28 protein-coding genes and 1 other RNA gene are annotated in these 26,499 nt (G+C 31.9%); 14 read left to right on the forward strand and 15 right to left on the reverse strand.

Annotated elements, in window-relative coordinates; translation table 11 throughout:
* Window positions 1–69: 69 nt before the first annotated feature.
* The 4 genes from KO504_RS06255 to KO504_RS06270 form a co-directional block, all read right to left on the reverse strand.
* On the reverse strand, window positions 70–1,392 hold the full coding sequence (locus tag KO504_RS06255; RefSeq protein WP_215925469.1) for a DUF5723 family protein: 1,323 nt from the start codon (window positions 1,390–1,392) through the stop codon (window positions 70–72).
* 168 nt (window positions 1,393–1,560) lie between these two features.
* A complete protein-coding gene (locus KO504_RS06260) occupies window positions 1,561–2,181 on the reverse strand; it encodes a response regulator (RefSeq protein ID WP_215925470.1) in 621 nt (206 codons plus the stop codon).
* Window positions 2,178–4,046: a tetratricopeptide repeat-containing sensor histidine kinase gene (locus tag KO504_RS06265; RefSeq protein ID WP_215925471.1), complete on the reverse strand. Its 1,869-nt coding sequence runs from the start codon at window positions 4,044–4,046 to the stop codon at window positions 2,178–2,180. Before KO504_RS06265 ends, KO504_RS06260 begins: the two co-directional genes overlap by 4 nt.
* A 168-nt stretch (window positions 4,047–4,214) precedes the next feature.
* Window positions 4,215–4,400 carry a hypothetical protein gene (locus tag KO504_RS06270; RefSeq protein ID WP_215925472.1) on the reverse strand — a complete coding sequence of 62 codons (186 nt, stop codon included), beginning with the start codon at window positions 4,398–4,400 and terminating at the stop codon, window positions 4,215–4,217.
* A 41-nt stretch (window positions 4,401–4,441) separates the two neighbouring features.
* On the opposite strand from KO504_RS06270, the gene KO504_RS06275 reads away from it, so the two are divergent.
* On the forward strand, window positions 4,442–4,828 hold the full coding sequence (locus KO504_RS06275; RefSeq protein WP_215925473.1) for a nucleoside triphosphate pyrophosphohydrolase family protein: 387 nt from the start codon (window positions 4,442–4,444) through the stop codon (window positions 4,826–4,828).
* A 46-nt stretch (window positions 4,829–4,874) separates the two neighbouring features.
* Here KO504_RS06275 and KO504_RS06280 read toward each other — a convergent pair whose 3' ends face one another.
* Complete coding sequence (locus tag KO504_RS06280) at window positions 4,875–5,948, reverse strand: branched-chain amino acid aminotransferase (protein ID WP_215925474.1); 1,074 nt, start codon at window positions 5,946–5,948, stop codon at window positions 4,875–4,877.
* 117 nt (window positions 5,949–6,065) lie between these two features.
* On the opposite strand from KO504_RS06280, the gene KO504_RS06285 reads away from it, so the two are divergent.
* The 4 genes from KO504_RS06285 to KO504_RS06300 all read left to right on the forward strand — a co-directional run bounded on the left by KO504_RS06285 (window position 6,066) and on the right by KO504_RS06300 (window position 8,770).
* A complete protein-coding gene (locus tag KO504_RS06285) occupies window positions 6,066–6,569 on the forward strand; it encodes a DUF4920 domain-containing protein (RefSeq protein ID WP_215925475.1) in 504 nt (167 codons plus the stop codon).
* Window positions 6,532–7,005, forward strand: coding sequence for a hypothetical protein (locus KO504_RS06290; RefSeq protein WP_215925476.1), 474 nt, complete (start codon window positions 6,532–6,534; stop codon window positions 7,003–7,005). Before KO504_RS06285 ends, KO504_RS06290 begins: the two co-directional genes overlap by 38 nt.
* A 1-nt stretch (window position 7,006) precedes the next feature.
* On the forward strand, window positions 7,007–7,687 hold the full coding sequence (gene mnmD / locus KO504_RS06295; protein ID WP_215925477.1) for a tRNA (5-methylaminomethyl-2-thiouridine)(34)-methyltransferase MnmD: 681 nt from the start codon (window positions 7,007–7,009) through the stop codon (window positions 7,685–7,687).
* A gap of 177 nt (window positions 7,688–7,864) precedes the next feature.
* Window positions 7,865–8,770 (forward strand): TIGR01777 family oxidoreductase, encoded by a 906-nt coding sequence (locus tag KO504_RS06300; RefSeq protein WP_215925478.1) that lies wholly within the window; start codon window positions 7,865–7,867, stop codon window positions 8,768–8,770.
* Between the two features lie 55 nt (window positions 8,771–8,825).
* On the opposite strand, the gene KO504_RS06305 is transcribed toward KO504_RS06300, so the two are convergent.
* The 6 genes from KO504_RS06305 to KO504_RS06330 form a co-directional block, all read right to left on the reverse strand.
* The gene (locus tag KO504_RS06305) at window positions 8,826–10,313 is read right to left on the reverse strand and encodes a pyridoxal phosphate-dependent decarboxylase family protein (protein ID WP_215925479.1); all 1,488 of its coding nucleotides are present in this window, start codon (window positions 10,311–10,313) and stop codon (window positions 8,826–8,828) included.
* A 22-nt stretch (window positions 10,314–10,335) separates the two neighbouring features.
* Window positions 10,336–10,824, reverse strand: coding sequence for an AAA family ATPase (locus KO504_RS06310; protein WP_215925480.1), 489 nt, complete (start codon window positions 10,822–10,824; stop codon window positions 10,336–10,338).
* 14 nt (window positions 10,825–10,838) lie between these two features.
* Entirely contained in the window at window positions 10,839–11,063 is a 225-nt protein-coding gene (locus tag KO504_RS06315; RefSeq protein ID WP_215925481.1) for a hypothetical protein, read from the reverse strand.
* A 647-nt stretch (window positions 11,064–11,710) separates the two neighbouring features.
* Window positions 11,711–12,568: a hypothetical protein gene (locus tag KO504_RS06320; RefSeq protein ID WP_215925482.1), complete on the reverse strand. Its 858-nt coding sequence runs from the start codon at window positions 12,566–12,568 to the stop codon at window positions 11,711–11,713.
* A 129-nt stretch (window positions 12,569–12,697) separates the two neighbouring features.
* Window positions 12,698–13,228, reverse strand: coding sequence for a hypothetical protein (locus KO504_RS06325; protein ID WP_215925483.1), 531 nt, complete (start codon window positions 13,226–13,228; stop codon window positions 12,698–12,700).
* A 274-nt stretch (window positions 13,229–13,502) separates the two neighbouring features.
* Complete coding sequence (locus KO504_RS06330) at window positions 13,503–15,539, reverse strand: dipeptidyl peptidase 3 (protein WP_215925484.1); 2,037 nt, start codon at window positions 15,537–15,539, stop codon at window positions 13,503–13,505.
* A gap of 94 nt (window positions 15,540–15,633) precedes the next feature.
* Here KO504_RS06330 and KO504_RS06335 point away from each other — a divergent pair, with 94 nt between their 5' ends.
* Both KO504_RS06335 and crcB read left to right on the forward strand, forming a co-directional pair.
* Window positions 15,634–16,653, forward strand: coding sequence for an SRPBCC family protein (locus tag KO504_RS06335; protein WP_215925485.1), 1,020 nt, complete (start codon window positions 15,634–15,636; stop codon window positions 16,651–16,653).
* A 50-nt stretch (window positions 16,654–16,703) separates the two neighbouring features.
* The gene (gene crcB, locus KO504_RS06340) at window positions 16,704–17,069 is read left to right on the forward strand and encodes a fluoride efflux transporter CrcB (RefSeq protein ID WP_215925486.1); all 366 of its coding nucleotides are present in this window, start codon (window positions 16,704–16,706) and stop codon (window positions 17,067–17,069) included.
* Window positions 17,070–17,165: 96 nt separating this feature from the next.
* Here crcB and KO504_RS06345 read toward each other — a convergent pair whose 3' ends face one another.
* Complete coding sequence (locus tag KO504_RS06345; protein ID WP_215925487.1) at window positions 17,166–17,534, reverse strand: DUF1801 domain-containing protein; 369 nt, start codon at window positions 17,532–17,534, stop codon at window positions 17,166–17,168.
* Window positions 17,535–17,564: 30 nt separating this feature from the next.
* Here KO504_RS06345 and KO504_RS06350 point away from each other — a divergent pair, with 30 nt between their 5' ends.
* The 6 genes from KO504_RS06350 (at window position 17,565) to KO504_RS06375 (ending at window position 22,270) form a co-directional block, all read left to right on the forward strand.
* Window positions 17,565–18,542, forward strand: a complete 978-nt coding sequence (locus tag KO504_RS06350; RefSeq protein WP_215925488.1) for a transglutaminase domain-containing protein — start codon at window positions 17,565–17,567, stop codon at window positions 18,540–18,542.
* A 173-nt stretch (window positions 18,543–18,715) separates the two neighbouring features.
* Window positions 18,716–19,324, forward strand: coding sequence for a hypothetical protein (locus tag KO504_RS06355; protein ID WP_215925489.1), 609 nt, complete (start codon window positions 18,716–18,718; stop codon window positions 19,322–19,324).
* Window positions 19,321–19,698: a hypothetical protein gene (locus KO504_RS06360; RefSeq protein ID WP_215925490.1), complete on the forward strand. Its 378-nt coding sequence runs from the start codon at window positions 19,321–19,323 to the stop codon at window positions 19,696–19,698. The genes KO504_RS06355 and KO504_RS06360 overlap by 4 nt, the downstream gene beginning before the upstream one ends.
* 24 nt (window positions 19,699–19,722) lie before the next feature.
* Window positions 19,723–20,016 carry a winged helix-turn-helix domain-containing protein gene (locus KO504_RS06365; protein WP_215925491.1) on the forward strand — a complete coding sequence of 98 codons (294 nt, stop codon included), beginning with the start codon at window positions 19,723–19,725 and terminating at the stop codon, window positions 20,014–20,016.
* Between the two features lie 93 nt (window positions 20,017–20,109).
* Window positions 20,110–21,501, forward strand: coding sequence for a cell envelope integrity protein CreD (creD, locus tag KO504_RS06370; protein ID WP_215925492.1), 1,392 nt, complete (start codon window positions 20,110–20,112; stop codon window positions 21,499–21,501).
* 373 nt (window positions 21,502–21,874) lie between these two features.
* Window positions 21,875–22,270 (forward strand): DUF2809 domain-containing protein, encoded by a 396-nt coding sequence (locus tag KO504_RS06375; RefSeq protein ID WP_215925493.1) that lies wholly within the window; start codon window positions 21,875–21,877, stop codon window positions 22,268–22,270.
* A 66-nt stretch (window positions 22,271–22,336) separates the two neighbouring features.
* Here KO504_RS06375 and KO504_RS06380 read toward each other — a convergent pair whose 3' ends face one another.
* The 3 genes from KO504_RS06380 to KO504_RS06390 form a co-directional block, all read right to left on the reverse strand.
* Window positions 22,337–23,131 (reverse strand): SDR family NAD(P)-dependent oxidoreductase, encoded by a 795-nt coding sequence (locus KO504_RS06380; protein WP_215925494.1) that lies wholly within the window; start codon window positions 23,129–23,131, stop codon window positions 22,337–22,339.
* Window positions 23,118–24,323, reverse strand: coding sequence for an NAD(P)-dependent oxidoreductase (locus KO504_RS06385; protein WP_215925495.1), 1,206 nt, complete (start codon window positions 24,321–24,323; stop codon window positions 23,118–23,120). The genes KO504_RS06380 and KO504_RS06385 overlap by 14 nt, the downstream gene beginning before the upstream one ends.
* A 331-nt stretch (window positions 24,324–24,654) precedes the next feature.
* Window positions 24,655–25,524, reverse strand: a complete 870-nt coding sequence (locus KO504_RS06390; RefSeq protein WP_215925496.1) for a DMT family transporter — start codon at window positions 25,522–25,524, stop codon at window positions 24,655–24,657.
* Between the two features lie 453 nt (window positions 25,525–25,977).
* Between KO504_RS06390 and ssrA the strand changes: the two genes are divergently transcribed.
* Window positions 25,978–26,373, forward strand: a transfer-messenger RNA (tmRNA) gene (ssrA, locus tag KO504_RS06395).
* The last annotated feature ends 126 nt before the right edge of the window (window positions 26,374–26,499 follow it).

Here is a 26,499-nt window from a genome sequence, read left to right on the forward strand (position 1 = left end):
TTACAAAACGCTATAAATTAAAAAATACCCGCTATTGGGTATTTTTTAATTTATCTTTTATATCTAATATTATCTATACAACGGAATCTTTAACCCCAAATAAACATCTGTAGTTTTAGAACTATCAGATAAAAGGTTTGTAAAAACAGATCCAGAACCTACCGTTAAAGGTCCTAATCGAATACCACCTCCAAAAGACACATCTCCATATTGCCTAAAACTAAGCGGTGCGTAAAAGCTAAACCATTTTGTTTCTAACCTTGGTGCCATAGTTACCGTATTAAGAACAGAAGTACTTAACTCTGATTCTTTTTTTATCATAGACAAATCTGCTTGCGCACTCACAAACCACTTTTTTGTCAGTCTGTAATCTATAAGTAAATGTAATGCCGTTGGCAAGTTTATTTTTGCTGCTTTGTTAGTTTCTACAGTTGCATAGTTAGAATCTAAAAAGTCTTCTACATCGTCTTCATAATTTGCCGTATTTACCGTGGCATCTAAATCGTAACTATTAACAGTAGAATTATCATAATTTATAGAACCAATATCTGTAACAGAGACACCCACTTTTAATTTATAAGGATCTTTGTAAGTAGGAAGATCATCATTCTCACGCTCCTTATACCATTGGTAAGTAAAGCCAATATCTAAACCAAAACCAGAGGTAAGATTACTAAAATCTATATCATCGTTATCAAAATCTTGGCTTGTACCGTAATTTAAAACACCTTGAGTTGTTAATGTTTCTGTTGATGCCACATAGTTTCCCTGTAAACCAGGACTGCTCATAAATACACTACCTGCACCTTGGAGGTATTTTAAGGTCACACCTCCTTTTAAGATATGATTAGGTTTCTCCATAAGTATTCTACCATAGGCTAATCCTATTTCTGCCCATGCATGCACTGTACCATTTAAGTTTTTAGAATCGAAGTCAAAGTCTTCATCTGAATTAAAATCATCTGCAATGACTTCATAAAGCTCTCCATTTATATTATTAATATTAAAGTTTGCTCTTGCTCTAGTTACGATACCAATACTACTCTTTTTAGTAAGGTTGAACATAAACGATGGCAGGACAATGTCTGCGTTTAAAAAAAAGTTATTAGAATTACTTGAGAATTTTTCACTATCCTCTTCAAAATCAAAACTACCATTAGAATTTATAATATCACTGGCATTTATTCCAAAATAATCGCTACCTCCAAAGATACTAGCAGATACTAAGTTTACATCAGCTCTTAAGTTAGAGCCCACAATACTCGATGGATTGTAAACTACACCTTGGATACCAGAATAATTATCAATAGAATGACCAACATAACTTTGGCCGTAGGATAAATTAAGAATTAAGAGAAAAAAAGAAATGTTTAATAGTTTTTTATGTTTCATAATACATTAAGGTTGGTTAATAGCTAAATTAGAATTATAATTGAGTTTGAGTTTTTTTTTTAGATATAAAACCTTTTTAAAGGTTAAAATTTTAGTTGCTTTAATAATATGCCGATAACAGGATATACTTTTGCTCTGGAATTGACATATAGCAAGCTGGTAATAATCTTAAAACCTATACTTCTTTTCTAAAGCATAACGCATTAACTCTCCTTTACCATGAAGTCCAAGAATTCGAATCATGTTTTTACGATGTGTTTCAACGGTATGCACACCTATAAAAAGTTCGTCTGCAATTTCTCGAGATGTTTTTCCTTGTGCTACTAAACTTAAGATTTCAACTTGTCGTTTCGTTAGAATGCTTTTTGCCTTTTTATTGGCATCATTCTCTACTTCTATTTCAATGTTAGCGTCAAAATAAGTATTGCCTTCATATACCGATCTTACGGCTTTCAGAACCTCTTCTAAAGGTGAGTTTTTTAATAAATACCCAGAAGCTCCTGCTTCTAACATTTGCTTAATGGCATCTTTTTGATCAAACATTGTAAAGCCTAATATTTTTATGTGTGGCCATTCTTTTTTTATCTTTTTTGTTGCCGTAATACCATCCTTTTTTGGCATTCTTATATCTGTAATCACCACATTAGGTTGTTTAAGGCGTACTAAATCTAAAAGCGCTTCACCATCGTTTACAGTGCCTACAATTTCTATATCTTCTTCGTATTCTAAAAGCAATTTGATACCATCTATAAAAGACTGGTGGTCTTCGGCTATAGCTATTGTTATCATAATGGCAGATCTATTATTACTGTTGTTCCTTTACTTATTTCAGACTCAATTGTAAACTCTCCACCCAAAGACTCTACACGCCTATCTATACTAGTGATTCCCATTTTCGATTTTACTTTAGATAGTTGCTTAGGATTAAAGCCAACACCATTATCTTCGACCATAATATTGAGATTATCAGAGTGATTCGTAATATGAATTGTTCCTTGAGTTGCCTTAGCGTGCTTTATAATATTAGTTACCAATTCTTGAATAATTCTAAAAATTGAAATTTCTAACGAATTATCTAAACGCTGATCCAAACCAAAACTCTGAACTTCAAACTCTAACCCGTTTATTCCGGATGCATTTTTTGCTAATTTTTCTACAGCTGGTAGTAAACCATTTTTTGCAATTACACCAGAATTTTTTAGATGTGCCATAGAGCGAATTTCAACATAGGCCGTTTCTAATAATGTGCTTATTTTTTTTGTGAGCTCTTCTGAATCTGCAGTATCTTTTTGATGATTCACTAAATAATCGAACTGTAATTTTGCTGCTGCCAAAGTAGCACCAACACTATCGTGTAAGTCGGCAGCCAAACGTTTGCGCTCTTTTTCCTGACCTTCAATCATAGCATCAATCGTAGATAGCTCTAAATCTTTTAGAATTTTTTCTTTTTCATCAATTTCATCTTGACGTTCTTTCTCTGCCTTATGTTGTTTTCGCTTTATATTTTTGTATATAAAAAACGCTATAACTGAAAGCACTGATAAGCTTCCGCCCCAAGCTAAAAACAGATTCGCTTTCTCCTTTTGATGCGACATTCCTGTTTTTAATGTATGGTTTATATGAAGAAGGCTATCTTTTGTGCGGTGGTTATCTATTTTTATTTTTGCTAGTGTTCTTATTGTAAGAACATCATCTATATTGGTTTTAAAATCTTTAATTAACTCTAGATATTTTACGGTTAAATCAAAGTTTCGTTTTCCCTTATGGCCTTCTAAAAGAAAATAATAAGCGGAACCAATCATTTCATCATTAAATGTCTTTTGCCCATAGCCTAATAGCTTATCTGCTGTACTTATAAGCTTATCGTAATCCTTTTGTTTAAAATATTTAAGACACAACCCTTGGTAGGCATGAGCTAAAATGTTATAATTATATAATGAATCTCCAATTTTTATGGCATCATTCATATAATTTTCAGACCGTTTATAATCCTGTTTCTGGGTATAAGCATTACTTATATTTATTAAAGCTACAGCTTCTTCTCGTTTATTTTTAGCGGCTTTAGATAGCTTTAAACTTTCCGTATAATAACTTAGTGCTTTGTCTGATTTATATCTCCAAATATAGATATTACCTATATTAACTAAAGATTGAGACATTAAAATAGTATCTTTAATCTCTTTACTGAGCTCTAATGATTTTTCATAATATGTTTTAGCTTCATCAAGATTAAACACTTTTTTATAAGAAATACCTAAACCATTTATAGCTTTTGCTTGCCCTCTTTTATTGTTTAATTCCTTATAAATACTCAAACTTGACTCAAAGTGCTTTGACGCCTTTGGAGTGTCTCCAAAAATATGTTCTATTTTACCTAAAAGTATAAGTGCATCTGCCTTGTGTTTTTTTAATTGATGTACTTCTGTAAAATCCATTAAACGTAATGCCATAGCATAAGCACTATCTGTTTTATTTTCGAAATAATTATTGTAAATAAAATCCCTGTAAGCACTAGCTCTTGTAGTATCAGCTAATTGCGTATTCCCCCAAATTGTATATAAAGAATCCTGTTGTTTTTGGCTATTACATATCAATGGCAGTAGTAAGACACATAGTATAATCTTAAAATTTGTATAACGGCAATCTACTTTCATAAAATCTCAGGGGATTTATAAATTTTTGATTTAAAAATCATTTTTCAGGTCAAAGATGCAAAGTAAAAACACACCAAAACATACCTAATAAGAGGTATATTTCTGAAAATAAGTTATAAAATTTGAATTGTATACTAATCTTAGACAAAAAGACTAAAAAACAGATGATTACATAAAAACATACTTAATTGCTGCAATCATACCAATAAAACCAATAAAAGCAATGAGTACCCAAAAGGTTCCTTTATAGTGTTTCTTATGAAGTTGAAGATCTTTACGATACTGATATGCAATAACGATTACAAATGCAATAAAAAATAATATTCCAAAAATCAATTGACCAGTACTAAACATCTTCTTATTTTTATGCAAAAATAAGGATTAAAACAACAACTATGCAAGACAAAATTAATGCAGTAAAAGCGTTTCATACGGCTTTCAAAATAGGACATCGTGAAACACCTAAAGCCGACTTAGGTCACGAAAAAAACATGTTACGCTACAAATTAATGCGCGAAGAAAATGAAGAATACTTAGAAGCTGCAAATAATAATGACTTAGTTGAAGTTGCAGATGCTTTAGGTGATATGCTCTACATTTTGTGTGGTACCATTATAGAACACGGTATGCAGCACAAAATAGAAGAAGTCTTTGAAGAGATACAACGCAGTAACATGAGTAAATTAGGCGCAGATGGAGAACCAATTTATCGTGAAGATGGCAAAGTTTTAAAAGGTCCTAACTATTTTAAACCTCACATTAAAGCCATTTTAGAATCATAAAAAAAGCAGCCCATGGGCTGCTTTTCTTTTTAATATTACTATTATTTTATTTTACCTCATGTCTCCAACCGTGCTTATCTTCAGATAAATTATGTTGAATATTTAATAAGGTTTGCTTAAATAATTTAGCATAAGAATCTTCTGCATCAACACCCGAAATTTCAAATAATTCATCTTGGTGCTCAAATGCAGATATTGGACTAATTACCGCAGCTGTTCCGGCGCCAAAAACCTCTTTTAAGCTTCCATCTTTTGCTGCATTTTTTATTTCCTCTACTGTAATTTGTCTTACCTCACAAGTAATGCCTAAATCTTCTGCGAGTTGAATAATACTTTTACGAGTAATTCCATCTAAAATTCGATCACTTGTTGGTGCTGTAATTAGCTTATCATTTACTCTAAAGAACACATTCATGGTTCCTGCTTCTTCAAGAAAAGTATGCGTATCTGCATCTGTCCAAACCACTTGTTGAAATCCTTTTTGTTGTGCTAAACTTGTCGGATAAAACTGAGCAGCATAATTCCCTGCCGCTTTTGCCGCACCAACTCCACCATTGGCAGAGCGACTATAATGATCTGCAATTAAAACACGTACTGCAGAGTTATAATACGATTTTGCAGGCGAGCAAATAATCATAAACCTATAGGTACTAGCAGGTGATGCAGAAATCGCTGGTTCTGTAGCAATTACAAATGGACGTAAGTACAATGAGTTACCAACTCCTGGTTTAATCCAATCGCTATCTAATTTCAATAAAGCTTCTAAACCTTCAAAAAAATAGTTTTCAGGAAAAACAGGCATTGCTAATCGAGCAGACGACTTATTAATTCTGTTAAAATTTTGTTTAGGCCTAAATAAAAAAACCTTTCCATCATCATCTTTATAAGCTTTCATGCCTTCAAAAACGGCTTGTCCGTAATGAAACACACGTGCCGATGGCTCAAAAGTCATAGCTTGATAAGGCATAATCTTTGGATTTTGCCATTTACCATCTTCATAATCGCAGACAAACATGTGGTCGGTAAATACACGGCCAAATGTTAAATCACTAAAATCTACATTTTCGATTTTAGACGTCTTAGATACTTCAACACTGATTTTATCTGTATAAATAGCCATAATTGAATGCGGTTTTGCAACAAAAATACATAATCGGCACCGTTAAAAAAAGGTAATATTCCTTTAAATTGCTTAAATTCGCAATTCGATAATAATTCAATTCAAAATTCATAAATAATGAAAAAAATCATTTTACTTTTAGCGATTAGCTTAGTAGCATTTTCTTGTAAAAACGAAGCTAAAACTACTGAAAACAAAGTGGAAGAAGCTACACAAGAAATCGCTTATGCATCTTTCGGAAAAGAAATAAACGATGCTGATGCCTTAACTACAGAGCGTATGATGGAACACTATAAAGGCTTAAAAGCAGGAGACACTATTAACGCAAAAATGAGAGGAAAAATTGTAGAAGTTTGCTCTAAGAAAGGTTGTTGGATGACTATAGATGTAAACGGTGAAGATAAAATAATGGTAAAATTTAAAGATTACGGTTTTTTTATGCCATTAAATGCTGAAGGTGAAGTTGTAATGAACGGAAAAGCTTATGTTTCTGAAACATCTGTTGATGAATTAAAACATTATGCAGAAGATGCTGGTAAATCAGAAGAAGAAATTGCTGCGATTACAGATCCTAAATTTGAATATGGTTTTGAAGCTGATGGAGTTCTACTTAAAAAATAAGCACTACGCACTAATATTTCTATCATTTTCAATATTTTATAATTGTAAAAATGAAGAAAAAACACCTATAGAACCTACACAAGAAAAGGTCGTATACGAGATGTACCAACCTTCTGAAATGGCAGGTTTTATGAATGCAATGTACGCATACAACCAACAATTAAAAGCGCAAATTGTTGCAGGAGAAACACCAAATTCAATGCCTTTAGATTTACTAAAATTACATTCGGCAGAAATGACAGATGGTAAATCTAGAACCAAAAATTGGCAGAGTTTTGTAAATGTATTTATAGAATCACAAGAAGCTATTGCAGATACACTTTCAAATACGGAGCTAAAAGAGCGTTTTAATACAGCAATTACGAATTGTCTTAATTGCCATAAAACAGAATGTACAGGTCCTATTCCTAAAATTAAAAAACTATTGATTCAATAATTTGAAGAGAAAAATAATTACCACCTCAGATGGTTCTAAAACCATACAAATTGAAGAATGGAACGAACAATACCACTCTATTCATGGTGCCATACAAGAAGCAAACCACGTATTTTTAAAACATGGTTTGCTTTTTTATTCTGAGAATTATTCGGCATCTAAACCCATTTCCATTCTAGAAATAGGCTTTGGTACAGGACTAAACGCTTTCTTAACTTTAATTGAAGCCGAAAAGCTAAAATTAGCACTTAATTATGTTGGGGTAGAAGCTTATCCTGTTCAATTAGAGGAAATAAATGAGCTAAATTATGTTGAGCTAATTTCAAAAAATCACGACGCTATTTTTGAAAAACTTCATAATACGTCTTGGGAGGAACAACATGAAATCACTTCATGCTTTCAGTTAAAAAAACAACAAAAATTCTTCAAGGATATAGAAGATAAAAACGAATTTAATCTCATATACTTTGATGCTTTTGGTGCACGCGTTCAACCAAATTTATGGACAGAAGACATTTTTAAAATCATGTTTGATGCACTAAAAGAGAATGGTGTGTTAGTAACTTACTCTGCAAAAGGAAGTGTAAGACGTGCTATGCAAGCTGTTGGTTTTACAGTAGAGCGACTGCCTGGACCTCCTGGAAAACGCGAAATGTTACGAGCTCAAAAAAAGAGTCTATAACATTCTAAACATCATAGGTTAAATTTTTAAAACAATATTCTTTAGTTACAGTCATTTCTGGTGAAATAGATTACCATATAGGTAAATCATTTTTACAATGACCTATTAAACGTTAAATCCAAACTAAACTCTACACCCACACCTTCCCCATTTCGTATCTTTACATAAAAAGGAAAGATGACCGTTTTAATAACAGGAGCGACAGGATTAATTGGGCAGGAAATTGTAAAACAATGTCATGCTAAAGGCATCGCTGTACATTATTTAACAACTTCAAAATCTAAACTTAGTACCAAAGAAAACTATAAAGGGTTTTACTGGAATCCTAACACCAATGAAATTGATCCTAAATGTTTTGAAAACGTTACTGCAATTATCAATATGGTTGGCGCTTCCATATCTAAACGTTGGACCGATAGCTATAAAAAAGCCATACTTGAAAGCCGAACTAAAACAGCACAACTACTACAAGACACCATAAAAAAATACAATTATAAAGTTAACTTAGTAGTGTCTGCTAGTGCTATTGGAATTTACCCAACGAGTTTAACCAAATATTACCAAGAAATAAATACTGAAATATCAGAATCATTTTTAGGTAACGTTGTAGACAAATGGGAAACTGCTGTAGATGGTTTTAAAGCTTTAGGCTGTAAAGTTGCAAAAATTAGAATCGGACTCGTTTTAGCCAAAGATGGTGGTGCCTTACCCGAAATTGTAAAACCCATTAAGTTTGGTGCTGGCGCAGCATTTGGAAGTGGCAAACAGTGGCAAAGTTGGATTCATGTTAAAGATTTAGCCTCACTTTTTGTTTATGCCGTACAAAACAATTTTGAAGGTATTTATAATGGTGTAGCTCCAAATCCCGTAACCAATGAAGAGTTAACCAAAGCTACAGCAAAGGTTTTACATCGACCATTAATATTACCCAACATTCCAAAATTTGCTATGAAACTCGTTTTAGGAGAGATGCATATTCTTTTGTTTGAAAGCCAACGCGTCAGTTCTCAAAAAGTAGAATCTGAAGGCTTTAACTTTACGTATGTAAACTTAAGACCTGCTTTAGACGATTTATTGGGTTAATAGAAATTACTTCTTTGGCTTACGAATAGCAACTTGATTAAGCTATAGTAGCTATCTAAGTCAAACTATGTGACGAATGTAATTTTTGACCTTCTTTGACAATAATTTCAATACACTCTTCAATATCCTTTTTGGTTGTTCTAAAATTAACAATGCAAGCTCTCATACAATACTTCTCATCAATAATAGCATTAGATAAAAACAACTCACCTCCCGCTTGTAGTCCATTCACTAAAGCTTCATTTAATGTATTTAAATATTCGGCTCGTTTTTCACCCTTTACTTCAATATTTTGAGGAATATATCTTAAGGTTGCAATACTTAGATTTTGTGTCACAGGTTCTAATTCTGAATGTTGTTCTGCTAATTCAGCAAAATATTTTGATAAGGATATATCTTCTCTAATTAACTTCACATAACCATCACGGCCTATTTGCTGCAAGGCCAACCAAACTTTTAAAGCTCTAAATCCTCTTGAATTTTGAAGTCCATATTCAAAGAAATTCAAAGCACCTCCTTCTTCTGTTAAACTAAAATTGTAATATTCGGGATGCGAACTATAAGTATCTATTAAGTGTTTTGGATTTTTAACCAACGTACAACCGGCTTCTAAAGGGCTGTACAACCATTTGTGAGGATCGAGTGCTATGGAATCTGCTTCCTCTACTCCATTAAATAAATCTTTTAACTCAGGAATAACAGCCGCAGGAATACCATAAGCACCATCGATATGAAACCATAAATCGTGAACTTTACAAGTCGTTCCAATAGCTTCAAGATTATCGACAACTCCAGTGCTGACATCACCAGCTGTACCAACAACCAAGAAGGGTTGATGGCCTTGTGTAATATCTTCTTTAATGGTTTGTGCTAAAATTTCAATATTCATTTTATTTGAAGCGTCGGTTGGAATCCAACGAATAGAATTGCTACCATGACCAAACAGAATCGCGGCTTTATCTATCCATGTATGCGTAGATTTTGAACAGTATGAAATGAGCTGTTTAGAAGTATTTGAAAGTCCGTTTTCTTTTATACTTTTTGGTGCCTTAGCTGTTCTTGCTGCTAAAAACGCCGTAAAATTAGCCATATTACCTCCGCTAACTAAAACCCCACCATAACTTGGAGACACTCCTATAAATTCGGCTAACCACGTAATGGTTTGTTTTTCTATTTCGGTGGCTATCGGACTTAAAATTTGTCCACCTACATTAGGATTAACCGAAGCGGCTAGCAAATCGGCTAGAGCTCCAATTGGTGCTGCTGACGATGTTATAAATCCGAAAAATTTAGGATGACCGTTTAATAACGAATTATCAAATAATAATTTTGAAGTTGCTATTAAAAGCTCATCTGCCGAAACACCTTTATTGGGTAAAGATGAATTACCTAATAGCTGTTGTAATTCTTTTGTTGACTTGGTTGTTGTGACGGGTTGATTTGAAATATCATCGAGAAAATCAGAAATGGTATCGATGAGCTGATAACCCATTTTTCGAAATTCAGTTTTACTGATTTCTATTGAATTTTCTCGCTTATCCATATTCTGATTATTTAATTAATTTTTATTCTGAAATCACAAAACCATCCCTAAGTTCATCTTCTGAGGGTCTTTCAAACCAGGTTTCCATAAAATCGAAGTTCTCTTTTGTCACTTCAAACTCAAACGTATCACCTTTTTCTGTATTCCGTTTCATTACGCGCTCTAATCTTGTGGCTTTAGAAACATCTAGAAAATGTAGTTTTATTTTATAGTTATTCATTTCTGCGAATTTTCTAAACTTTTCACGATGTCCAAATTTAGACAATCCTAAATCTAAGATGGCATCTGTTTTTAAACTCTCTAACTGATGAATTAACTCTAGCATCATATGTTCAGAACGTTCAATGCGTTCTAAAAACCAATGTAAACCATCTGTTTCTTTTTTGTCTGGAAGAAACAAGACATTGTTCCAAGTATCTATTGAAAACACCACACCTTTAATGTTTCTTTTGAGTTCGTTAGCGTAGGTGGTTTTACCGGAACCTGTATTTCCGACTATGAGGTGAATCATTTTTCATTCAATTTTTATTCAACTATTTCGTAATCTATATCAAGCTTTCGTAAGGCTCTTAAGGCTGAGCCTGAATTTTTATCTGCCACCTCTATATCTACAACGTCTCCTTCTAAAAGAATCTCTGTAAGCTCATTAGACAGTGATGCATTTCCATTCGTAGAAATCTCAGTAATACAGTTAGCTATGGCTCTTTTGTCTGGTCTATGAGCGTCGCATGATAATAGATTTAATTTCATAATAATGGATTCAGAATGTTGTTCAGAATAGCCTGAAGTCTTTGTTAGGAATTCATTCTAGACTTTAAGAGCCTGGATAGAATGAGCTACCTGACATTGCACGAATTTAATCATTAAAAATCTAATCGTTATGAGCATAGAAAAACAACATGTAATTCGGTACGATTCTCATAAAGGACTTTTCTCCCTTAATTAATGTGATACAGTGTTAGCACTTGCTTTTTTTACCTTATTGTCCTTTTTATAAAAATAATACGTTATAAGAGAAAACGCTAGTATAAATAATGCAAATAAGGATTTATAGATTTCTATATTCAACTGCAAAAGACCAAAATTTATCATTCTACTTTTACTATTTGGTTTGGATTGATAAATTAATCGTTTAATTCTGCATTAAGTTCACGATTTTCAATTCAAACCTTTACACTTAATTTCTAAATTTTCTTTCAGAGTATTGTCCTAAAAAATACGCAATCAAGATAGGAACTATTGAAAAAGCAATATATTTTTCTAAAATTCTGTATTCCGATAACAAGACCAATAGTGCAGTTGCTAATATTATAAAAACGATATCAAATGTTCTTTTTCTCATCTTAATATTTTTTTTGATTGAGTTTTATAATGAATGCCTGCGTGTTTGTTAATGTTTAGTTATTTGATTTAGCTAAAGTATATTTTATTAATTCATTTTTTTCATGGTCAACTAAAGATAAACTTCCGTTATTTCCATAAATGTATGTCCAACCAAAAGGTTCATTTTCTATCCTATAAATTTTTGATTTTTCTTTAGTTTCAATCAATTCGAGTTTTTCTATTCGTTTGTACTTTTTTATGTATAAATTATTATCTGACATTTTTACAAATGAAAATTCTCCTTTATCCTTTTGATTTTTGAACGATTGAAGATACCAACTATTTAAAACGGCAACTTCATTTAATTCACGCAATTTATTTTGATTTTGATATGACTTTAAAAGTTCATCAACAATATGGTCTCTTTTTATTTTGCTCAATTTATTTAAGAGCTCTGGATACTTTAGTTCTTGATTGATTAATGAATAGTTATAAAATGTAAGCGATACACTTTCTAGTTGATATGCGGGATATTTTCCACCAAAACTATCAATAGCACCTCCAATTTCCGCGCATTTTTCAATTATTGGCCAATATGCGATTTGGCATTGCCCTATATAATTATGAGAAAGATTAAGTACTGTTAACAAACCACTAGAACCATTTGGTTTATAGCCATTTGATTTATGAATATCAAACATTAAAGTGGTTTTAATCATATTTGAAATAGAAATACTATCTGCGATTCTTAAATCGGTTGTGTTGACTAAAACTTCTTGATCAATGCGATAAAGTTTATTCCAATAGGCTTCTAATTCATTTACCGACTTTAAATTTTCAACTTCTGTTCGGTATTCTTCAATTGGAATTTGAGAAAAACTAAAATTCACTAAAAACAAAAGAATTAACAAGGTTGTAATGCTTTTTTTCATAATAAATGCAAATTATTTATGTCTGGTTAATGCATGGTTAAGTAACTCATTTAGCAACTACATACCCAATAGAAGATCAGAGAGCGTTTAGTGATTAAACTAGAAAATTAAACAATATTAAAACAGTTATTAATTACTCGTGTCTATGTATGTTCCAGAATAACTCCCATGTATTATTTCTCCATCTTCACGTGTAAATGAAAAATTAAAATCAATATTTGTATTTGAAACAGCATTAATTGTAACAGAACTTGAGGTAGCCATAAGTCCGTTTTCTGTATCATCTAAGATTGTATTTCCTCCACTAATATCAAGAAAATTCAATTCTGCATTTTCTAAAATTCTATAATCTGGAAATGAAGTTATAGTTCCAGCGTCTAAGTTAACAGCTTCAAAGTCAAAAAAAACATAGTTTAATCCCGAACTTTGGTCAGTCTCAAATGGATTAACACTTGATAGTATTATTGAAATGTCAGAAGGTGTGTCGTCAACAATATTTTCATCACTTACAAATGCAAATTGAGTAGCATAAAAAGTACCATTGTACTCAAATCCATTTTGATTTTCATTTGGGGAATTACCATTATCATCATCGCTTGAGCAAGATGAGAACATCATAAGTCCTATTAAAATGCCATAACATAATTTCATTTTTTTCATTGGTGATAAGTTTTAAAGTTACTATTGGTTCTTGATAATTACTTGTAACGTGTTTATTAGTTGCGTGATTTTGCAACTAATGTAATAAACTAAAATGAGCACGAGAAAATTCGGATATACTAATTCGTGAATACACTAAATTTTTACATAAAAAATTAGTGTATATAGGCTTCCTTTTTTTCAATTTAACATTATTCTAAATACAGGTCTTGTAAATATAAAAAAAGCACCTACAAAACTGTAAGTGCTTTTTTTATTATATAATAGCAATCTATTAATTTACATCAGGAAGATGACTATAGATTTTCCCATATTTTAACATTTGCTCTGCGAATGTTTTTGGTTGCGTAATTTTAATCGCTGTAATTTCACCGTCTTTATCCATTTTTGGCTCTAAAACAGGGTTAACAAAACCACTGTAAGGAGGCGAAGGAAATTGCTTGTTACGCTCAATAACTTCTTTATGAATATTTTGATCTACTTTTACTCCGTAACCTTCAACTAAAGCTTCAACAGCCTCGTAATCGCCTTCAGATTTAATACGTTGAGTTTCTCTTAATAATTGTCCAAAAAGATCATGTAATTTTCCATAATCATTGATATTAAAATAGGTTTTTCCATCTCTTGTAATTTTCTCAATCACATTATCTGCTTTTCCTTTTTCGTAAGCCCAAGCAGAAACCCACTGTCTGTTTCTCATGTGTGCTTCTTCTACATCATCACCGAGATTTAAACGAATTAACTGCGTCATTAATCCATTTCTAATATAACCATCAAAGGCAGCCTTACCTACTTTTTCCCAATCGTCAACTAAACCAAGCTCTTGTAATTTAGAATCGTATAAATAGTACAAACCAACTAAATCTGCACGTCCTTCTTCTAAAGTAGATGCATATGTTTTTAGTGTTTCTTTAGTTTCACCTACACCAGGATTTAATTGTCCTGAAGCATGACCAATCACTTCGTGCAGTGCTGTGTGTAATTTATCTGCTAATTGTCCGTATTCTTCTTCTAATTGAATCTCTTCTTCATCGTTTGCAAATTCTCTCAATCGTCCAGAACCACCTGCGTTATTATAGGCATGAATAATATTTCCAAGAGATACTGATTTACTTCCTACAGCAGCTCTAATCCAATTGGCATTTGGTAAATTAACTCCAATTGGAGTACTTGGAGATGCATCTCCAGCTTCACCAGCTACGTTAACAACTTTATAAGTTACACCAACAACATTATCTTTTTTATGAGCATCCATTAAAGGTGAGTTATCTTCAAACCACTGTGCATTTTCAGAAAGCACAGCCATTTTTTTAGACATATCAAAATCATTAATCTGAACAATACTCTCATAAGACCCTCTGTAACCTATTGGATCGTTATAGACTTCAATAAAACTATTGATGTAATCAATATTACCTTTAGTTGCTTTTGTCCATGCAACGTTATAATCGTCCCAAGTTTGTAAATCACCTGTCATATAATACTTTATTAATAAATCTAAAGCATGACCTTGTTCTTCATTTTCTGCAACTTCTCTTGCTTTTCCTAGCCATTTAATTATTTGAGCAATAGCAGAGCCATATAAACCATCTAAATGATACACACGCTCTTTTAAGACTCCGTCTTCCTTTACCAATTGAGAATTTAAACCATAAGATAATGGCTTATCTGGATCAGGTGATGTTTTGCCTTTGTAGAAATTAAGAACATCCGCGTTTGTAACATCTGGACCATAAAAGTTTACTGCAGATGCCAATACATTATCAACGCCTTTTGCTTGATTCACTTTCTTAGCATCCTTATCGTTAAAAATGACATCAAACACGTCTTCAGCAAGCTCTGTTTCTGTTGCTTTAAACAATTCTCTTAAATCTTCTCTAGAGAAATCTGGCTTTATTTTATCGTTAGAATAGTGATGGTGAATTCCATTACTAAACCATACACGCTTTAAATAAATAGTGAAATTTTTCCATGTATCAGATGTTTTATCACCTGAATATTTGGTATAAACATTTTCTAAAGCACGTCTAATTTTAAGGTTGTGTCTGTAATTCTGATCCCACATTATATCTCTACCAGCAAGACCTGCTTCTGTTAAATAGTAAACTAACTTTTGCTCCTTTAAACTCAAGTTATCCCAACCTGGTATTTGGTAACGTAATATTTTAATATCGGCAAACTCTTCTACATTAAAACTGAAGTCTGTTTTAGCTGTTTCTACAGTTTCAGTTGGTTCCTCCTTTACATCATTCTTACATGCCACAATTAATAAGGCAAAAAGACAAATTTTAAATAGTGATTTTAAATTCATATTTGTTAGTTTTTAGTTCTACACAAATGTAACATATATATCACATATGATAAAATGACTATCTTTGAAAAACAACACCATTTAATCCCTAAAAATGAAAATCTTAAAATACATACTATTACTACTATTAATACTTATCATTGGGTTATCAATTTATGTTGCTGTACAACCAAATTCCTTTGAAGTTACACGAAGTAGAACCATAAATGCACCACAATCTGTAGTGTATGATAATGTTATTGATTTTAAAAATTGGGAATCTTGGTCTGCTTGGGTTGAAGCAAAACCTGATATTATAATTACATTAGGAGAAAAAACTAAAGGTATTGGCGGTACTTTCCAATGGAATGATGACAATGACATAGGAAACATGACTACAACTGAAACAAAACCCAATACAACGATTACACAAGAAATGCAATTTGGCGAATTCCCAAAATCTGATGTTACTTGGAAATTTGAACCTAACGAAGATGGCTCAACAGAGGTAACCTGGACTATTTCTGGAAAAGATTTACCTTTTGGTTTTAAAATGTTTTCTGCATTTACAGGTGGTATGGAAAAACAAATTGGTCCTGATTACGAAAGAGGTTTAGAAAAGCTAGACAGTGTAATACAGGCCGAAATGAAAGTATATAGCATAAAGGTTGAAGGCATTACACAGCACAGTGGAGGTTACTATTTATATAACACAACATCTTGTAAGTTTGGTGATTTTAAAAAACACATGACAACTATGCTACCAAAAGTTGGTGCCTATGCTATAACGCACAATATCACCATGGCTGGCCCTCCTTTTGTTTTATATCATAAATGGGATGAAGAGAATGATGCTGTTATTTTTTCTTGTGCTGTACCTACCAATTCTAAAATTGTTTCTGATGATCCTGATATTTTAACAGGAAAACTAGAATCTTTTAGAACTGTAAAAACTGTTTTAAAGGGTAATTATTCTAACCTAAAAGAAGCATGGGAAACGACCATGACTTATATTGCCAATAATAATTTAGAAATGGTTGATGGCGGATCGATGCTTGAAACCTATATCACAGATCCAATGAATGAACTAAACCCTTCAAAATGGATTACTGAAATCTATATAGAAATTAAGTAGATTGATTTAAAAATGACAAAAAAACTAACAACTAACGATTAAACTAAAATTTGAAACAGCTAATTCTCGTATTTCTAGGTGGTGGTTTTGGTAGCGTCCTCCGTTTTATTATTGGTAAATGGCTTAATAACTCTAATACAGGAATTCCTTATGGCACATTTGCAGCTAATATTATAGGGAGTTTATTAATAGGAATTATTCTTGGTATGGCCGCTAAAAACGAAACCTTATCTCAAAGCCAGACCTTACTTTTAGCTACTGGTTTTTGTGGTGGTTTTACAACCTTTTCTACCTTTGCTTATGAAAACCATGTGTTTTTAAAATCTGGTGATTTTACAAGTTTTGCTATTTATACGGTTGCTAGTTTTGTCATAGGCTTTTTAGCTGTTTTTTTAGGACTCTTTTTAGTAAAATAAGCCTCTTAAAAGTTACTGAGATTGATAGAGGTCTTTTTAGAATTACACAACCAAATATTTTAATCCCCTAAAACCATAACAATTAAAAAACGGTTATTAATTTTTTCGATAAAATCCCTTTTCCTTAAAACTATCCACTTCTTTTAATATTGAAATAAAAACAGCATCATCAATATCTTCTAGCGTTTTATAACGTAATGATTTTACAACTTTTCGATTTTCTGTTATCAGATAAGCATCCCATTTTTTAGATAAGTGTGCAGAGTGCCAAAACCCAACATCTACATAATCTTTGGTTTTATTAATATAGCATATAGGTCTTTTTCCAATGTAGTAACAAGGCATCCTCCATTTGTATAGCAAATCTACTTCTGGCAAAGTATGTTCTACCAAAACCTGTATATGCATAAAAATAGATTTAAAAGGCTCTGATTGTTTAAGAATGTGTGCTTCGGCTGGATTCATTTTTTGTAAAATTAGTTTATCTTTAGACTTATGAAATTATTAATCACCATTCTATTCACCTTTTCAGTTATAACCATTCAATCTCAAAATTACGAATTGATTGATGAAAATGTAAAAAACTATCCAAATTATTCCAAAATTGATGAATTAGTACTTCGTGTAAACAATAGTTTCGAAACAGATACAGAAAAAGTAAGAGCCTTTTACACTTGGATTGCTCTCAATGTTGCATATGATTTAAACAAATATTACGCTATTCGGCCACCTGTTTTAAAATTAGTTTTTAATTCAAAAGACGCTAACATAAGCATAGACAATTACAGAAGAAAAAAAAAAGCAGAACACGTTTTCAAAGATAGAAAAGCACTATGCTTAGGTTATAGTGCTCTTTTTACTGAGCTTTGTTTACGCTCTAATATTGAAGTAAAAACCATTAACGGTATTGTTAAAACCTCTGTAAATGATATCGACAACTTACAGTATTCTAAAAATCACTCATGGAATGCAGTAAAAATCAATAATCAATGGAAACTGATTGACATTACATTTTCTTCAGGTTACGAAAACACGACTACAGGCAAATGGGTTAACGTATTAAATGATTTTTATTTTTTTACAAATCCAGAAATATTATTGTCTTCACATTTACCAGCAAAAGCTCAATTTCAGTTTGTTTCACACCCTATAGATATAGAAGCATTTTTTAAACTCCCAATATTTTACAACAACTATTTTGAAAGTGGATTACAACTTTCTAACAATCAAAATGGCTTATTGTCTGTATCTAAAAGCAAAAAAAAAATTAGACTTAAATTCAAAAACGAAAAAACAAACATATACTACAAATTTGAAAATGAAATAGAACTTAAAAAACTTAATTTAAGAAAAAGTGATATTGATGACTTTGTAGCCACTTTGAGATACAGATCTAAATCAGCTAAAGTTTTAAGCCTATATTACAACAATCAAAAAATCTTAGATTTTAAGATTAATAATGACCTCGAATAAACAGATTAGCCCAACAAAGAAACACCTCTCCCATCCCGTTCATTCAATGTGGCTAAGCAAATCACTTATAATCTGTTTTTATGTGTACAATACTATTTAATTAATATCTTTTAAATATTGTTTTGTATAATTCAATAATTTTATTTTACTTTGTATTTCAAAGTACTTTAATTATGAGTAACAAAGATTATTTAAAAGATATCAGTGAGATTAAAAATTTAATGAATAAATCATCTCGTTTTATTTCATTAAGTGGCTTGTCTGGAATCTTAGCTGGCATTTATGCGCTCATTGGTGCTGCACTCACCTATTATTTAGTAACAACTTACAGTTACGGAACACTTATATTAGATGGTTGGGTTTTTAGAACTGTGATGCTCATCTTATTCTTAGTTGCATTTTTTAGTGCCACAACAGGAATTTTTCTAACCACAAGAAAAGCAAAAAAGAATGACGAGAAAATATGGGATAACTCTTCTAAGCGATTACTCTTTAACTTTTTAATTCCATTAATTGCTGGCGGACTTTATATACTCATTATTTTAAGTCAAGGAAAATATGGACAAACAGGTGGCTTAATGCTTATTTTTTATGGTTTAGCTTTAATAAATGCTTCAAAATATAGTATTGGTGATATTAAATACTTAGGATTTATTCAAATAATTTTAGGTCTTATTGCAGCGCTTTATCCAGGATTTGGATTTTGGTTATGGGTTATTGGTTTTGGTATTATGCACATTGTTTATGGCACTTGGATGCATTTTAAATATGACGTAAAATGAAACTAAAAAACGTTTGGGTTTACACCTTAACCATTTTACTTTTGTTTTCGTGCCGTTCTAATGAAGGAAAATTTATGATTACAAATAAGAGTAACTTTGATATAGATTCCTTAAGTATTTTACCCGATTCTAAACAGCAGTTCATCCGTTTAGGAAAAAGTAAAACGATTGATTTTATCACAAAAATGAATAAGGTAACTTCTGATGGTAGTTATGTCATATCATTTAAAAATTCTGAAAACAACACCATTATTTCTAAACGTTTTGGATACTATACAAATGGGTATCAAATTGAAGACGTTATTAATATTACGGTTTTAAATGACACTATTATGATTAATAGTAAATTTGACACCCCTTATGAAATTAAATAAATTCCTGTTTTTACAGGAAACAAGATGAGTATAATAACAAACATAAATAAACTTTTTGATCATAGGATAAGACTTGGTATTATGTCTGTTCTTATGGTAAACGAGTTTGCCGATTTTAATATGCTGAAAGAATTGCTTGGTGCTACAGATGGCAATTTGGCAAGCCATACCAAAGCTTTAGAAAAAGCAGACTATATTTTAGTAGAAAAACAATTTATTGGCCGAAAACCAAACACAAGATATAGTGTTACTAAACTCGGAAAAGCAGAATTTAAAAAACATATTGAAGCCCTAGAAAAATTAATACACAAAACATAATATATAGACTACGCTCAGTATGTCTCCTTTTTTTTAACTATTCACTTTGAAAAACAAAGTACTTTACAACACCACAAATTAAATACACACAACATGGAAAATCCTGAACACCCAAACACCGAGAATCAAAAACCCATACACCAATCTAACAAGTTTGGTCAATGGTTAAAAACCTCAATCACAGCAAGAATGCTAATGGTTGGTACTTTAATTCTCGTATTGCTTATTCCCTTAACCTACGTTAATTTACTCATTGAAGAACGCTCTTACAGACAACAAGATGTTGTACAAGAGATTAATCAAAAATGGGGAAATGAGGTGATGATGTATGGTCCTATTTTAAAACTACCCTATAAAACCTATTCAGAAACTTCAACCTTTAATGAAAAAACAAAGACCTATTTAAAGGAAACCAAAACACACATTAATTTCGCTTATATATTTCCAGAAAAACTAGATATTGATGCTTCAGTGAAATCAAAAACCTTGCATTTAGGTAATTTTGAATCTGCTGTTTTTACCTCTAACATGATAATAGAAGGTAATTACAAGCAACCAAGCCTTAAAGATAAAGGCATTAAAAATGAGGATATCATTTGGGAAAAAGCTTCAATTTTATTTAGAACAACCAACTTAAAAGGTATTAAAAATGAAATGGCAATAAACATAGACGGCACTCCTTATCTTTTTGAAACTAACTATAATGACAATACATCAGGCAAGCATTTAGATGAATTAGAAACAGGATTTATAAACGAAGCGCTATTAAAAACCAATTTTAAGTTTAACATGAAAGTAACTTATGATGGTAGTGAACAAATACAAGCCATTCCTGTTGGGAAAACAACAACCATGCAAATGACATCAAATTGGGCAGACCCTGGATTTATAGGCAACTATTCTCCTAATGATGAAACCAGAAGCATAACAAAAGAAGGCTTTAAAGTAGATTGGAAAGTGTTATCTATAAACAGAGCGTTTTCACAAAAATACTTAAAGAAAGTTCCTAGTTTAAAACCGTTTGCTTTTGGTACTAAATTCGTGGTTTTAGTAGATGAATATCAAAAAAGTGAGCGTTCTGCTAAATATGGATTCTTGGTTATTGGGCTCACATTCTTAATATTTTTCTTAATTCAAACCATGAGTAAAATCCATATTCATCCATTTCAATATTTAATGATTGGTTTGGCTTTGGTAATGTTTTACACCTTATTAGTTTCAATCTCAGAACATAGTAATTTCTTAAAAGCATATTTAATAGCTGGTGTATCTGTGGTATTACTTATAACACTTTATTCTAAATCTATACTTAGGAATTTTAAATTTTCGGCATTAATTGGCTTATCATTAACTGCTTTGTATTCATTTATTTACGTTATTATTCAACTTAAAAACTACGCCCTATTAGTTGGCAGCATTGGATTGTTCTTAATCTTAGCAACGGTAATGTTTGTCTCTCGTAAAATTGATTGGAATAACGGATAATTAGTTAGTGTGATGATCCTCGCTCCGCTTCTATCCCAAAAGAATGAGCGAGGTTTTTTAACAGAAAATGTATGAAAACTTTATATCATATTATTAATACAGCCAAACTCATTGGTTTAATCAGTTTTATGCTTGGCACTTGTTTATTGGTTTCGTTTTTACTATTTCCAAACACAAACTCAATAGTTATTACCGGCTTGTATTATGTTAGCTATGCCACAATAACCAATGTATTATGTTTCTGATATTAATAATTACAGCATTTGTATACTGGACTTACAGAAGCCTAGTTTTAAGAACGTGTGGTTTGTTACTCTTAAATATTCCTATTGCCATTTGTTATTTTTTTATAGTCGTTAAATAAACATTTAATATGTACCTACAATTCAATAAAAACTATTTAGTATTAGCACACAGCCTTTTTCTCGTAGAATTAGCTATTGCCTTTATCGTTAAAACCGGATTTATTCGCTATACAATTGGCGATTATCTATGTGTTATTTTATTATATGCAATTATTAGAGGATGTACCAATCTGAAAATTTGGGTTTCGGCATTAGTCGTCCTCTTAATTGCTTATCTCGTAGAATTCCTTCAGCTTACCCCATTCTTAACCTACTTTAATTTAGAGGATAGTTTTACTGCGAAACTTATATTTGGAAGCACATTTCAGGTCACAGATTTGGTCGCTTATACTCTAGGAATCATTACCGTTTTAATATTTGAAATTTACATTTCAGAAAGAGGTTTAAAAAAAAACCAAAATTAATTATTAGCATGCTAATTTAAAATATAACAACCTAATATAGAAGCCTTAAACACCTACAAACAACCATTAACAATCTCTATTCTTATCCTGAATTTTCCTTACAATTTTAGTCGTTCTATTTCGAGTTAAAACTCGTGGCAGAAAAGATAAAAACTTATTAAACACACCAGGAATTGCTATGACCTTACCTTTTTGCATTGCTTTATAGCCATAAAGAGCAACTTCTTTTGCGCAGGCCATATTAAAAGCTATTTTATTTTCTGCAATATCTTCAGATACAGTACTTTGAAACGCTGTTTTTGTTGGACCAGGACATAATGCTGTCACTGTCACTCCTGTGCCTTTTAATTCGTTAGAAATAGCTTCAGAAAAAGATAAAATATAAGCTTTTGAAGCATAGTATAAAGCCATTAATGGACCAGGTTGAAATGCGGCTAAAGACGATAAGTTTAAAATTTTACCCGAACCACGTTCAACCATGCCTGGTAAAATTAACTTTATTAAATGCGTTGTTGTTAAAATATGAAGATGCAGCATTTGCGATCCTCGCTCCCAATCTGTCTCGTAAAAAGTACCAAACAAACCAAAACCTGCATTGTTTATAATAACATCTATGTTAAGCGTATTGAGATCGTCATAAATCTCTTGAGCAATATTTATAACACTCAAATCCTTTACCATTACGATAATTTGAGTTGGATACTCTTTTAAAATATTAGCTTTTGCCGCTTCTAATTTTGCTGAATCTATATCAATTAAAACCAGATGGTAACCATCCTTAGCTAACAAAAGTGCTAACTCAAACCCTAAACCTGAAGCCGCTCCTGTTACTAAAGCTGTTTTAATATTATTGTTTCCCATCAATATAATCCTGTAGATAGCTAAAACGTTTTGTTAACTTACCGTTTTCTGTGATTTTTGCGCGTTTTAAAACTTCGTTTTTATCATTATTAAAAAATGCAGGAATCACATGTTCTAAAAAGGTAGTACCAAAACCTTCACTGGCATCTTTTGGTAATTCGCAAGGTAAATTATCTACAGCCATAACTGTAATGGCATCTTTTGCATCAAAATCTACTTCGACTTCTTTTTGAGGATCGTAACCATAAAAAGGGTCTGCTATTGTTGATGGTCTAATAGTACTTGCTACAGGACCATCAATATCACAAGATATATCTGCCACTAAATTTATTCTAAAATCAGGATGTTTGGCGTCTTCTCTTGTAAATAAATAAGGTGCATTATTACCATAAAAATGACCTGCTATAAAAAAGTCAGTTTCCTTAGCATAAGGCATAAAATTACTCTCGTAACCTGAAGGGTCTTTATAAAACTTGTACTTATCTCCTACTTTACCATCTTTACGTTTGGCATACTCCATAACATCTGCCATAACGTAAACAGGCTCTGTAAACTGAGAGGTTAAATACAAGGCGTCGCTAACTTCTTTAATACCTAAATGATCTAAAATCTCTTTTGCTCCGTAAGCCACTTTCCCTGTTCCTGTAAGTAATATTTTGATATTAGGAAGTGTAATTTTATCTAACTCTGCTTTTACAGCATCTAAATCGGCAAGTGTTTCTACTTTTGGTAAATTGAATAAATTATCTCTCAATCCTAAAGCTCTAAAACCATTGTAAGCTCCAACTAAACCTGCATAGCGACCAAAACCTATAAGTCTTGCTCCACTCTTCTTCACTATAGTTTCATGATCAAACATTTCAATATTTTTCTCTAGCATAGCAACTAGAAGCTTTCTATTGTAAGGTTGTTTTTTTATGGTATGTGAAAAATAAAAGTATTTCTTATTTGGAACTAGATGTTCTATTGGCACTTCTTTTACACCAATCATTACATCGGCATGCGACACATCTTCTAATACTTCAAAACCTAACGTTCTGTATGCCTCATCAGGAAAAACACGAATATCTGAAGATTCTATTATAAAATTAGCTTCAGGAAATTGAGTTCTAGCTTCGGCTAAAGTTTCAGGAGAAAAGACAACTCGTCTGTCTGGTGGATTTTTACGTTCTTTTATGATAGCAAATGTCATAGATAAATTTTAAAATTGAGATAGTTCTACATTAAATATTGCCAGTATTTATATTACAAATACATTATTAATTTCTTTAAATAGACGCAAAGAAATTCAATAATTCCAGCATTTAATTTTGAAAATATTTTCACGAAAATAAGCGGATTTGCATGTTTTCGCAAACATTCTTTGGTTAAAAATATTTACACGCCTTAAGGTCCGCAACAGCATTCATTAAATATTACAGGCTTCTGGTTTACGGAACTTTAATTATTATTTTTTTTACAAACGCTGTTCAAATAACTTATTACCAGAACTATCGTTGTAAATAAAACCACGACTAATACAGTTAAACTTTAGCTTTAAGCAAAGCTTTTTCATAAAATGTAAGTCTAATTCCAAAGAGCAATACAATACCTCCAATCACCATTTGTAAGGACACTTGTTCATCGAGTAGCCACCAAGCTAAAATGGAAGCCAATACAGCTTGTCCTAACAAACTTACAGAAACTCTTGTTGCGCGCATGTGCTTTGTTGCAAAACTAATAAGTAGCCATGCTAACAACTGACACACCACGCCTTGAACCACTAATACCAACCACCCAGCATCTGAAAATCCCGTAAACGGTTCATTAAAAGCATAACTAAGTACACCTAAGGCTATAGTAGAAGATAATAGGCTAATCATCATAAAGGTCATGACCTCCATTTCTTCTAAAATAGTTTTACTTAATAGCATATAAACAGCATAGAGCATTCCTGACAAGACACCAAAAATAAAAGCGATATTAAAATCAAAATTGAGAAACAAATCAAATCCTACTAAAAGCACCATACCTATAATGGCCACAACGGTACCCATCCAAAAATTCTGTTTTGGTTTATCTTTTAGAAATAAAAAAGCTCCAACACCTACCCAAACTGGAGACAAGTTAGTCAGCAAAGTTGCTTGTGTGGCTGTTGATTGCTGAATCGCAATATTCCAAACACCAACATCTAAACCAAATACAACTCCACAAATCATAGAAAACCCTAATGCTTTTTTAGACGTTACCTTAAACTGTTTTGTTATAAGAACGTAAGGCACAATAAAAAGAGAGGCTATGGCCATTCTGTAAAATGCTGAAACAAGTCCTGGTGTAAGATTTAGCTTCACCAATATTGGAAATATTGAAATACAAATAATGCCAATCGCAAGTGCTATTCTTGGTTTTGTCATGTGTTGTTGAATTAGTAAATTGAAGTCGGCAAAAATAAGTTTTAAAACAACTATTCCTTAAAATTCTATACCCAATTTATGATATTAAAACACCTATAGAATTTAGAGAGGTAAACGTAATAAATTTTATTGATGGATTATGTGACTAAAATTCTTTTTTCACTTTAGAAAAACACTTCTTTCTGATACCTAAAGATTAAATATATATACTGACACTATTTCTGCAAATACATATAAAACAAGATTGGTATAGCTTTTGCATTAGTATTTTTAGTAATTTTGCAGCCCTTGAACTTATACTATAGGTTTCTTGGATTAGTGCGTTAGGGATGGAAGCGGCATCCTTTTGCTTTTTTGAGCAAAAGATATAGCGGACAGCCCGACCTGAAAAGGTAACGCCCAAAATATTATTATCATTTATGAAATAGATTCCCACTTTTGTGGGAAGTAAACGGGGTCGACTGGTTTTGACAGCGAGATTAATTAGATGGTAAGCACGTGGTGTAATGGCATTGAAACACCTAAAAGGCTAGACCAAATTTTAAACGGCGAGAATAACTACGCTTTAGCTGCATAATCTGAATTATAGTAAGATTCGTGCTCATTCCTACTAGGTAGGAAGGCTAAATGTCTCCAGAAAGCCTTGGTTAATGGCGTTCTTTTTTGAGGCATCGTAAAAATTAACTAAGATTAGGTAGCGCTTTGATGCCTTTTCGAGATTAAAAAGCTAAGTTGTAAGTGGGTTGTCTTTAACCAGCTTGCAATCGAAAACCCAAGAAAAGAATAAACGTGTAGAAAGCCCTTTGGTTACTTGTTTGGACGAGAGTTCGATTCTCTCCGACTCCACAATTTAAAAGCCTTAATCATTTAACCCAAATGATTTAAGGCTTTTTTTTTGGTTTTAGTATCTTTAAAAACCATTAAAAAAAGGAATACCTATTTCGTTACATCACAAAAGTGATGTGATTAAAAACA

It is taken from the genome of Winogradskyella psychrotolerans (genome assembly GCF_018860565.1).
Classification (GTDB): Bacteria; Bacteroidota; Bacteroidia; order Flavobacteriales; family Flavobacteriaceae; genus Winogradskyella; species Winogradskyella damuponensis.